Origin of the sequence: Bacillus sp. FSL R5-0416 (genome assembly GCF_037975425.1) — a bacterium.
Lineage (GTDB): Bacteria > Bacillota > Bacilli > Bacillales > Bacillaceae > Bacillus > Bacillus subtilis.
Window position 1 is genome coordinate 2890321 of sequence record NZ_CP150252.1, and the last position, 8804, is coordinate 2899124.

Below are 8804 nucleotides of genomic sequence, written 5' to 3' on the forward strand. Positions count from 1 at the left end.
GTCCACTTGCCAGAGTGGGCTTTTTTATTGCTCATTTTTAAATTCAAAACCAAGATGCTCCTTTAGGTACCGCTCAAGGTTTTCCCTCAAGATGACCTCACCCTCAGTGCTATCTATTACGTAATCGTCGAAAGGCGTTACTTCATCCCCGAAAAAATCCTTTTGCGTTTCCGGCTCAGTTAGCCCGTCATGCCAGTTGTTCAGAATCATTGGGTTCTCGACTTCCATTTTCCTCAGCTCCTTCTTTTGCTTTAGCAAGTTCAGCAAGACTGTCGATTGCATTTTCTAAAGAGTAAAATTCCTTATGCAGAATGCTCACAGCTCCTTTGATATCTTCCTCTGAATATGCCGCCTTTTGGGCATGTCGCAAGAAGCTTGCCGCGAGCTCAAATTTTCTGAGATTCATCCCAAACACCTACTTATCACTGCCAAATTGATGCCCCGCTGTTGCATTTTCATAGCTGTTTCATACAACCGCCCTTTATTCGCCAGTCTGCTGATATCCTCTGTAAGAACTTTGATACTTCCGGCGAGACTGATTGCCTCTTCATAGTCACCATCACGCAATGCCTCTGAAAGCATGATAGAAAGCTCTTCCGCTGATTCTATTTTTCTTTTTGCAGCATTTATATCTGACTTCAAAAATTGATTAGTTTTCATACCAAAACCGCCTTTCTTTCTTCTTGTTTTGCCATTGCAACCCGATCAACTAATGCTTTGCGCGTCCACCTATCGGCCAGCTCTTGCATGCTTAAACCGTGACTCCGCACTAATGAATAAATCAGCGTTTTATTTGCTGGGATCAGATCAAATATTTGTTTGATGTCCCCCATCGGTATATCATCTGACCTTCCAGGCCGATCATTTGCCAGCCAGCGCGCTAGATGCTTTGTAGCTTGCAATGCTTCTTCGAGCTGATGAATCATATTGATAACCGCACTACTTGCACTCTCATTTAACGCTGGATCAATAGGCGCCGCCGCTGTCGGATGAAGCTTAAACAAGAAATGCACTAGATCAATGTGTTCATAGGCTCCGCAAGCTTCAAACCACTTGATACACAGATCAGGCGTAAGAGGAAAAATACCGTTTTCCACATTGGAGACATACGATTGATCTCTATTCCCAATCACCTTGCCAATTTGATACTGCGACAATCCTGCCCTTTTGCGTTCTCGCCTGAGAATGCTTGGTAAATTGTCCATATTGTATGGATTGTTCGACATATGTTTGCCCCCTGATATATTTAGTTTTAACTGGTAAAATTTAAGTAATGAAGGAACTAGCTGGCTTGCTGTTTTTTCAGCTTATTGATGATGAAGGCTTGTCCCTTCGGAGTGATGCGCATTGTCAGCCAGGATTTCGGCGTCCCGTTTACTTGGCGCACCCCCTGTGCGATCTCAAAGAAACCTCGCTCGATGTATTCCTGGTATGGCTCATTCTTGTTGGCCATGATCATCTTCCATTCGCGCAGCTTCTGAAACAGTCGCTTTTCACCAATCATGATGCCATTTTTCGAAGCAAGCTTTGCCAGTTCTCTCACAAGCAGTGATTTTTCAGCCGCCATGCAACTCTGTGCAAAGTTGACCAGTGGCTCCTGAATCTTCAATGTTTGTTCAAGTCTCTGCCGTTCTTCCTGTTCGCTAATCCATCGCTTTGCCCGGCTGACTGGATCTTCGATCATGTAGGACGGTTGAGTCATTTTTTGAAGCTCGGCTTCCATCCGATTAAATTCAGCAATGTATTTTTCTTTGAACACTGCTGCTTTTGCACCCGTATAACCAAAAACCAAAAATGCGAGTCCATCACGTTTGATCAGATATTTTTTCAATAATCGTCCTGTTGGATCTTCATATTCACTCAACGAAAAATTTCGTTCAGTAAAATCTTTAGAGCAATTCAGTGTTTCAATGCTTTTTATTACATCGGCGTGTCGTTTTCCGAATACCTCAGCCACTGTCAGGCTGTCTGTTACGGCTTGGTTGCCTTCAATAAAAACAATTTGATTCATGCTGTTACCTCCTTGCTTGTCCACCAAAAAAAGGTGAAGCAGAATATTAAGCGTGAAGCCTTAATTCTTTTTTAGAAGTGAAGTACGGCTCAAGAGCTTTACGGAAACACTCTTCTCTGTCCATCGTTCCGTAATATTCTTTGCCCATCTTGATGTTTGTTGTTTTTTTCTTAGTTTGTTTCGCCAATGTGATCACCTCACGTCAGTGTATTCGTGTTGGACGGTTGGACTAACCAAGAATTTTGCTTGCTTTGGTAATCTATCAACCTTTCACTTGTGGTAAAATCTTCTACGTGAAAGGTGGTGGAATTTATGGCTACTCATGTATATGCTTGTCTTTGCGGTGAGTGGGTTAACTTGTCAAGTGACCCTAACTGTAAAATGGGTGAAAATATGACTTCTCCTACCGTGTGGTGGGAAGAAGATGCGAAGATTTGGAGTCCTAATAACAAAGAACAAGAACATACGATGTATCAACAGGATTATGTTTATATCAATTACAAAAATGCTGATTATCGTATTCACCCAATGTTCATTCAGATCAAGCATTCCTAAATTCACGTTTTAAGTTAATTTCTAATAGTTCTGAGTCGTCAAACTGCACTTTGGCGACTTTAGAACTGAACAACATATCTACATGTTGTTTGATCCGATTCCATTCAGACTGAGACATACCATTCAACAAATCGTTTAATTGATCTATCTTCTTTTGATTCATGTTTTCACTCCTATGCTGTGTGCGTTTTTAAATTACACGCAATGTGACATTCATCCTCAAAAAAATATGTCCAATCGAAATCAAGAACACCCGCAATGCTTTTAGCAACTTGTGGCGTCGGATTCCTAGATCCTGATTCAATCATTGCATATGTTGTTCGTGCAATTTTTGCTTCTTCCGCGACTTGTTTTTGAGTCATTTTGTGTTCTTGTCTAAGTTTTTCTAGCCATTGACGTTTTTGTTTAATATACATTTTCTCACCTCCATGTCACGTATCGTGTAACCATATAATAATACACACATCGTGACTTGTAAAGAGAAAATTACACAATTTGCGAAATTAGTGTATTGTCACAAATTGTGACGTTATAATAATCAGGAAAGGAGCGTTTATTATGCTTGGTATGCGATTAAAAAAACTCCGTAAGTCAAAAAGCTTAGAACTAAATAAAGAAATTAAGCAAGAAGAAGTGGCAAAAAATATAGGAGTTGGCAGAACCACTTATGCGATGTATGAGCAGGATAAGCGCCAGCCTGATTATGAAACTTTAATTAAACTTGCTGATTATTATGAAGTCACAACTGATTTTCTCTTAAGAGGAGAAAGTCAGGAGGCTAAAGATAAAATCTTCAACGAAGAAGCAAGAAGGATTCTTGAAGATCCAGATACTCTGGTAGCTGCTGCTGATGGAAAAATAACAGCTTCAATTTTAGAAGCAGCTCAACGAATTATTGCTGAGCAATTAAAATCAGGAAGACAACCCGGAGATATAAAAAACGGGAACAAAAAATAATTACATAACGATCTCTTTATCTTTATTTATTATTATTGTTTAGTTTAATTAATGCTGAACACTTCGCCTCAAAATTTGAGGTAAACTATTCAGTTGAAACCATTTCAACCTCAATTTTTGAGGTGATCCATGAGGTTATTTCTGCATTCAACCGCAAATTTTGAGGTAAAACATTCAGGGTTTTTCACTCAGATTTTAGAGAGAAAAAGTAAAAAAATCCTTTATTTAGACGATACAAAGAAAGAGATTGCACTTCATTATAAAAGGGGAAATTACAATTGAAAAAATGGTTATTAGGTATTGGAGCATTGACTCTTAGTTTTTCTTTAGCTGCATGTAGTTCTGACTCTTCAAGTAGTAATGAAAAATCTTCTTCAAGCAAGACAAGCTCACTTAGTGCTGAGGACCAGTTTAAAAAAGATGCAAAATCATATGCCTATGAAAAAGTAAATAGCGCCGGCATTAAGAAAGGGACAAAAATTGTCATTGAAGGCGATGTTACTTATGCAGATAACGTCAATGATGATGGGGATACAGTTTCTAAAAATGTTGAGTTTACTGTAAGTAAAAATAGCGATGGATCTGAAGTTTACACAGTAAGCAATAAAAGCGCTGATAAGTTCAAACTAAACGATACGGTTAAAATTTATGGTACATATGAAGGCAGAGCTGAAGGAAGTGCCCTTCCTAAAGTGAAAGCCGTTTACGTTGAAAAAATTGATAAAGAAAAAGAGCAAGCTAAACAAGATGCTGCACTAAAAGAACAGTTTGAAAAAACTGGCGAAGGTGATATTGAAGGACTGGGCCACGTTAAAGATATCGGCGTTGGATATAACGACGAAGTCGGAATTGACGGTAAAGACACTCCTATAAAACCTGTTACGATGGGCAGCATGAAGCTTTATATTAACAGTGTCGACGTTCTCGAAATTCAACCAGATGATGATGCAAAATCACTTTATTTTAATGATCAAGATAAGGTTCGGGCTATTGTTGTCGATATGAAGGCCGAAAACACTTCTTCTAAGGACGTAACGTTTGACCCTAACCAAGCTGTTATTGTTACAAATACAGGAGAACAGCTTGAATCTGAAATGGGATTAATGGGTGAAGTAGGCGGAGACTTCTTAGGAAAAGTTAAAAAAGAAGGCCAGGCATGGTGGATACTTAAAGATAATTCAAAAGATATCACTAGTTTGAAAATGATTATTTCTCCTCCAAGTGATGCAAAAACCTATGATGATTTAGGAAGCGAGAAAAGACTAGATTTTGATATCTTGAGTTTTGAAGAAGCTAAGAAAAAAGATTCAAATTAAATTGAGCCCCTAAAGGGGGCTTTTCTTTTCGCTAAAAAAGGAACATATGTTTGTTCACCTTCGACAAAATAGGTGATAAGATACAATAAAGACCATGATAAAAGTCACATATTTGGTTATTTAAGGGAGGTTTCATCTTTGAGATACACTAACAGCCATTTAGAAGATTGGATTGAACAGCTTTACAGGGAGATCAATATTACAAAGCCACATGAGATTAATTTTGATAGAATTGCTCAGGCCTTGGACATCTTAATTGTTTACAATCCGGAAACGAGTTTTGCTCTGCGATTCAACGGCATGTATACAATTTCTTTAGATTCACGAAAGACACGACAGGAACAGTGGCTGGATTTTGCTCATGAGGTTTGCCATGATTTTAGACACATGAACGATGATAAGATCATGCCTGCTTCGTGGAAACGATATTTAGAGTACCAGGCCAATTATTTTGCGTATCACTTTTGTATACCTACTTTCATGCTCCGAGCAATGGACATCCCCCGTAATCTATACGACGCAGTTCAAGTCATTGCCGATGCCTTCAAGGTTCCAGATTCATTTGCGATGACCCGCATCAATATGTACTTCAATAAAAAACGACTCATCATATAAAAAAAGAGCCTCTAAAGGGCTCTTAGTTTGCGACCGGTATGCATACCATTTGAAATATGGTTTCGAACGGTTTTCTCACTGATAAATAGCTCGCTTGCAATCTCCTTTGTTGTCTTATCTTGAACGAGCAATTCGAACACTTCTCTTTCTCTTTTCGTTAGCAGCGGCTTCGATTGAAATTCTTTCTCCTTCAAGTATTGTAACCCTCCTTGCTAAGGTGAGAGCGAATCAGAAACGAATGGGTTTTGATATAGTCGAGATATCATATGTAAGAAGGGCGCAGGAGGTGACGTTTACAAGATAATTAGTTTATCGTGTATGAAGGAGCGTTTCTTTCTCCTCATCTGTCCAGCTGACAGCCTTGCCGCTTTCCTTTGAGACTTGAACCATCACGACTGCCCCGGTGAAGCAGGGTTCGCCTTCGAGGTTCTCTCCGAGATAGTGCAAGGTAAGAGATGAACTGCCGACTGCGCTTGTTTTCACATAGATGCGCAACTCTTCATAAGGCATGACTTGGCGCAAATAATCGCATTGCTGGCTTGCCACGACTGTCATGGTCTGTTTGTTTTCACTCATCATATTCAGCTTTTTAAAATAAGAAATCCGCGCCTCCTCAAAATATATAAAAGGGGTTACATTATTCATATGCCCAAACATGTCTGTCTCGGAAAATCTTACGGATACCTCATTGAAAAAAGAAAAGGATGTTTTCCATTCTTGAAACGGCATATCAATATAAGCGGGAAGCTTCATCTTTTTTCATCTCCTTATTGTTTAAAAAAACCTCTCCCATGCGGAAGAGGTTTTTTCTTCTTATACTCTGTCGCTTCCGAAGAAATTGCGGAACGCTTGTAAGTTTGTATCTCTATTCAAGGCTGCAATCGAAGTGGTAAGCGGAATCCCCTTCGGACAGGATTGAACACAGTTTTGCGAGTTACCGCAATCTTGAAGGCCGCCTTCATCCATTAATGCTTCTAATCGTTCAGATTTATTCATAGCGCCTGTCGGATGCGCGTTAAACAGGCGGACTTGCGACATCGGTGCAGGCCCCATGAACTTCGATTTGCTGTTCACATTCGGGCAAGCTTCGAGGCAGACGCCGCATGTCATGCATTTTGATAATTCATATGCCCATTGACGGCGTTTTTCTGGCATTCTCGGCCCTGGTCCTAAATCGTACGTACCGTCAATCGGTATCCATGCTTTAACTTTTTTCAATGAATCAAACATTCTGCTGCGATCAACCTGCAAATCACGAACGACTGGGAATGTTTTCATTGGTTTTAAACGGATCGGCTGTTCAAGCTGGTCGATAAGCGCCGTGCAAGATTGGCGGGGTTTTCCGTTTATGACCATTGAACATGCGCCGCATACTTCCTCAAGACAGTTCATATCCCATGTGACAGGGGTTGTCTTCTCACCTTTGACATTAACCGGATTCCGGCGGATTTCCATCAGAGCGGAAATGACGTTCAGATTCGGGCGGTATGGAATCTCAAATTCTTCATCGTAAGGCGTGCTGTCGGCTGTATCTTGACGTGTGATAATAAATCGTATGGTTTTTTGTTCACTCATGATTATTTCGCCACCTTCTTCTTCGAGTAATCCCGTTTCCGAGGCGTTATCAGTGATACATCGACATCCTGATACTCAAATTCCGGCGCTTCATACGGGCTTACATGTTTAGCCATTGTTGTTTTGAGCCATTCATCATCATTACGTTCAGGATAATCCGGTTTATAATGGGCGCCCCGGCTTTCATTACGGTTGTATGCGCCAAGGGTAATCACCCTAGCAAGCTGAAGCATGTTTGAGAACTGGCGTGTGAACATCGCTCCCTGGTTGCTCCATTTTGTCGTATCATTGATGTTGATCTTTTTGAAGCGCTCCATTAACTCCTGAATTTTGTCATCCGTTTTCAAAAGCTTGTCATTATGGCGGACAACCGTTACGTTCGCCGTCATCCACTCACCGAGCTCTTTGTGAAGAACATAGGCATTTTCGGTTCCGTCCATACTCATAATATCAGCCCATTTTTCTTCTTCTTTCTTAACGTGAGCGTCGAATAATGATGAAGACATGTCTTCCGCTGAAGATTCTAAGCCGTTTACATATTTCACCGCATTCGGTCCGGCCACCATGCCTCCGTAAATCGCAGACAGCAAGGAGTTCGCTCCCAAGCGGTTGCCGCCGTGCATAGAATAATCACATTCCCCAGCCGCAAACAGTCCAGGGATGTTTGTCATTTGATCGTAATCCACCCATAAACCGCCCATAGAATAATGGACCGCAGGGAAGATTTTCATTGGAAGCTTACGCGGGTCGTCTCCCATGAATTTCTCATAAATCTCAATGATGCCGCCAAGCTTAATATCAAGCTCTTTCGGATCTTTATGAGACAGATCGAGATATACCATGTTTTCACCGTTAATGCCGAGCTTCTGGTTCACACACACATCAAATATTTCGCGTGTCGCAATATCACGCGGCACCAGGTTTCCGTATGCCGGATATTTTTCCTCCAGGAAATACCATGGTTTGCCGTCTTTATATGTCCACACGCGCCCGCCTTCACCACGCGCTGATTCACTCATCAGTCTTAGTTTGTCATCGCCCGGTATGGCTGTCGGGTGGATTTGAATGAATTCTCCGTTTGCATAATACGCTCCCTGCTGATAAACGATTGATGCAGCAGATCCTGTATTAATCATGGAGTTCGTTGATTTTCCAAAGATGATTCCCGGTCCGCCCGTCGCCATAATGACAGCGTCTGAACGGAAGGATTCAATTTGCATGTTTGTCAGGTTTTGTGCAACAATTCCACGGCAGGTTCTGTCATCATCTAAAACAGCGCCAAGGAATTCCCAGCCTTCGTATTTTGTGACCAGACCCGCAACTTCGTATCTGCGCACTTGCTCGTCCAGTGCGTAAAGCAGCTGCTGTCCCGTCGTCGCACCAGCATAAGCAGTTCTGTGGTGCTGTGTACCCCCGAATCGGCGGAAATCAAGCAGGCCTTCAGGCGTCCGGTTAAACATGACGCCCATCCGGTCTAATAAGTGGATGATCGAAGGCGCCGCTTCACACATCGCCTTGACCGGCGGCTGGTTGGCAAGAAAGTCTCCCCCGTATACCGTGTCATCAAAATGTTCCCACGGAGAGTCACCTTCCCCTTTTGTATTGACCGCTCCATTTATGCCGCCTTGCGCACAAACTGAATGAGAACGTTTGACAGGAACGATGGAAAACAATTTAACCGCCATTCCTGATTCCGCTGCTTTAATTGTCGCCATGAGGCCGGCAAGACCCCCGCCGACTACGATAATGCTTGATTGACTCATGATAGCCCCTCT

At 41.6% G+C, this 8804-nt stretch carries 16 protein-coding genes; 4 read left to right on the forward strand and 12 right to left on the reverse strand.

Annotation, left to right across the window (positions count from 1 at the left end):
• Nucleotides 1-24 precede the first annotated feature (24 nt).
• From NYE20_RS15500 to NYE20_RS15525, 6 genes are read right to left on the reverse strand one after another with little or no spacing between them, the layout of a single operon-like run.
• Nucleotides 25-228 (reverse strand): hypothetical protein, encoded by a 204-nt coding sequence (locus NYE20_RS15500; RefSeq protein WP_339183370.1) that lies wholly within the window; start codon nucleotides 226-228, stop codon nucleotides 25-27.
• Nucleotides 188-406, reverse strand: a complete 219-nt coding sequence (locus NYE20_RS15505; protein ID WP_052478185.1) for a hypothetical protein — start codon at nucleotides 404-406, stop codon at nucleotides 188-190. The genes NYE20_RS15500 and NYE20_RS15505 overlap by 41 nt, the downstream gene beginning before the upstream one ends.
• On the reverse strand, nucleotides 403-660 hold the full coding sequence (locus NYE20_RS15510; RefSeq protein WP_063335838.1) for a YqaH family protein: 258 nt from the start codon (nucleotides 658-660) through the stop codon (nucleotides 403-405). The genes NYE20_RS15505 and NYE20_RS15510 overlap by 4 nt, the downstream gene beginning before the upstream one ends.
• Nucleotides 657-1226 (reverse strand): helix-turn-helix transcriptional regulator, encoded by a 570-nt coding sequence (locus NYE20_RS15515; protein WP_137200909.1) that lies wholly within the window; start codon nucleotides 1224-1226, stop codon nucleotides 657-659. The genes NYE20_RS15510 and NYE20_RS15515 overlap by 4 nt, the downstream gene beginning before the upstream one ends.
• A 56-nt stretch (nucleotides 1227-1282) precedes the next feature.
• On the reverse strand, nucleotides 1283-2011 hold the full coding sequence (locus tag NYE20_RS15520) for a phage regulatory protein/antirepressor Ant (RefSeq protein WP_172480859.1): 729 nt from the start codon (nucleotides 2009-2011) through the stop codon (nucleotides 1283-1285).
• A 46-nt stretch (nucleotides 2012-2057) separates the two neighbouring features.
• Nucleotides 2058-2198 (reverse strand): hypothetical protein, encoded by a 141-nt coding sequence (locus NYE20_RS15525; RefSeq protein WP_017696669.1) that lies wholly within the window; start codon nucleotides 2196-2198, stop codon nucleotides 2058-2060.
• 125 nt (nucleotides 2199-2323) lie between these two features.
• Here NYE20_RS15525 and NYE20_RS15530 point away from each other — a divergent pair, with 125 nt between their 5' ends.
• A complete protein-coding gene (locus NYE20_RS15530) occupies nucleotides 2324-2566 on the forward strand; it encodes a hypothetical protein (RefSeq protein WP_041345249.1) in 243 nt (80 codons plus the stop codon).
• Here the strand turns inward: NYE20_RS15530 and NYE20_RS15535 are convergent.
• Both NYE20_RS15535 and NYE20_RS15540 read right to left on the reverse strand, forming a co-directional pair.
• On the reverse strand, nucleotides 2553-2729 hold the full coding sequence (locus NYE20_RS15535) for a hypothetical protein (protein WP_162835527.1): 177 nt from the start codon (nucleotides 2727-2729) through the stop codon (nucleotides 2553-2555). The genes NYE20_RS15530 and NYE20_RS15535 overlap by 14 nt on opposite strands.
• A 10-nt stretch (nucleotides 2730-2739) precedes the next feature.
• Nucleotides 2740-2982 carry a helix-turn-helix transcriptional regulator gene (locus tag NYE20_RS15540; protein WP_339183380.1) on the reverse strand — a complete coding sequence of 81 codons (243 nt, stop codon included), beginning with the start codon at nucleotides 2980-2982 and terminating at the stop codon, nucleotides 2740-2742.
• A gap of 142 nt (nucleotides 2983-3124) precedes the next feature.
• Here NYE20_RS15540 and NYE20_RS15545 point away from each other — a divergent pair, with 142 nt between their 5' ends.
• From NYE20_RS15545 to NYE20_RS15555, 3 genes are all read left to right on the forward strand, one after another.
• Complete coding sequence (locus NYE20_RS15545; RefSeq protein ID WP_041345253.1) at nucleotides 3125-3523, forward strand: helix-turn-helix transcriptional regulator; 399 nt, start codon at nucleotides 3125-3127, stop codon at nucleotides 3521-3523.
• A gap of 278 nt (nucleotides 3524-3801) precedes the next feature.
• Nucleotides 3802-4839 (forward strand): hypothetical protein, encoded by a 1038-nt coding sequence (locus NYE20_RS15550; RefSeq protein WP_134982347.1) that lies wholly within the window; start codon nucleotides 3802-3804, stop codon nucleotides 4837-4839.
• 138 nt (nucleotides 4840-4977) lie between these two features.
• Entirely contained in the window at nucleotides 4978-5454 is a 477-nt protein-coding gene (locus tag NYE20_RS15555) for an ImmA/IrrE family metallo-endopeptidase (protein WP_134982346.1), read from the forward strand.
• Nucleotides 5455-5465: 11 nt separating this feature from the next.
• On the opposite strand, the gene NYE20_RS15560 is transcribed toward NYE20_RS15555, so the two are convergent.
• The 4 genes from NYE20_RS15560 to sdhA all read right to left on the reverse strand — a co-directional run bounded on the left by NYE20_RS15560 (nucleotide 5466) and on the right by sdhA (nucleotide 8792).
• On the reverse strand, nucleotides 5466-5648 hold the full coding sequence (locus NYE20_RS15560; protein WP_032722321.1) for a LuxR C-terminal-related transcriptional regulator: 183 nt from the start codon (nucleotides 5646-5648) through the stop codon (nucleotides 5466-5468).
• A 115-nt stretch (nucleotides 5649-5763) separates the two neighbouring features.
• Nucleotides 5764-6207, reverse strand: coding sequence for a thioesterase family protein (locus NYE20_RS15565; protein ID WP_015251520.1), 444 nt, complete (start codon nucleotides 6205-6207; stop codon nucleotides 5764-5766).
• Between the two features lie 60 nt (nucleotides 6208-6267).
• The gene (gene sdhB / locus NYE20_RS15570) at nucleotides 6268-7029 is read right to left on the reverse strand and encodes a succinate dehydrogenase iron-sulfur subunit (RefSeq protein ID WP_014477584.1); all 762 of its coding nucleotides are present in this window, start codon (nucleotides 7027-7029) and stop codon (nucleotides 6268-6270) included.
• A 2-nt stretch (nucleotides 7030-7031) separates the two neighbouring features.
• The gene (sdhA, locus tag NYE20_RS15575; RefSeq protein WP_003229567.1) at nucleotides 7032-8792 is read right to left on the reverse strand and encodes a succinate dehydrogenase flavoprotein subunit; all 1761 of its coding nucleotides are present in this window, start codon (nucleotides 8790-8792) and stop codon (nucleotides 7032-7034) included.
• Nucleotides 8793-8804 lie beyond the last annotated feature (12 nt).

Excerpts from the sequence above, each read along its gene's own strand:
- NYE20_RS15500 (WP_339183370.1), bottom strand. The coding sequence starts at position 228 with ATGGAAGTCGAGAACCCAATGATTCTGAACAACTGGCATGACGGGCTA.
- NYE20_RS15505 (WP_052478185.1), bottom strand. The coding sequence starts at position 406 with ATGAATCTCAGAAAATTTGAGCTCGCGGCAAGCTTCTTGCGACATGCC.
- NYE20_RS15510 (WP_063335838.1), bottom strand. The coding sequence starts at position 660 with ATGAAAACTAATCAATTTTTGAAGTCAGATATAAATGCTGCAAAAAGA.
- NYE20_RS15515 (WP_137200909.1), bottom strand. The coding sequence starts at position 1,226 with ATGTCGAACAATCCATACAATATGGACAATTTACCAAGCATTCTCAGG.
- NYE20_RS15520 (WP_172480859.1), bottom strand. The coding sequence starts at position 2,011 with ATGAATCAAATTGTTTTTATTGAAGGCAACCAAGCCGTAACAGACAGC.
- NYE20_RS15530 (WP_041345249.1), top strand. The coding sequence starts at position 2,324 with ATGGCTACTCATGTATATGCTTGTCTTTGCGGTGAGTGGGTTAACTTG.
- NYE20_RS15535 (WP_162835527.1), bottom strand. The coding sequence starts at position 2,729 with ATGAATCAAAAGAAGATAGATCAATTAAACGATTTGTTGAATGGTATG.
- NYE20_RS15540 (WP_339183380.1), bottom strand. The coding sequence starts at position 2,982 with ATGTATATTAAACAAAAACGTCAATGGCTAGAAAAACTTAGACAAGAA.
- NYE20_RS15545 (WP_041345253.1), top strand. The coding sequence starts at position 3,125 with ATGCTTGGTATGCGATTAAAAAAACTCCGTAAGTCAAAAAGCTTAGAA.
- NYE20_RS15565 (WP_015251520.1), bottom strand. The coding sequence starts at position 6,207 with ATGAAGCTTCCCGCTTATATTGATATGCCGTTTCAAGAATGGAAAACA.
- sdhB (WP_014477584.1), bottom strand. The coding sequence starts at position 7,029 with ATGAGTGAACAAAAAACCATACGATTTATTATCACACGTCAAGATACA.
- sdhA (WP_003229567.1), bottom strand. The coding sequence starts at position 8,792 with ATGAGTCAATCAAGCATTATCGTAGTCGGCGGGGGTCTTGCCGGCCTC.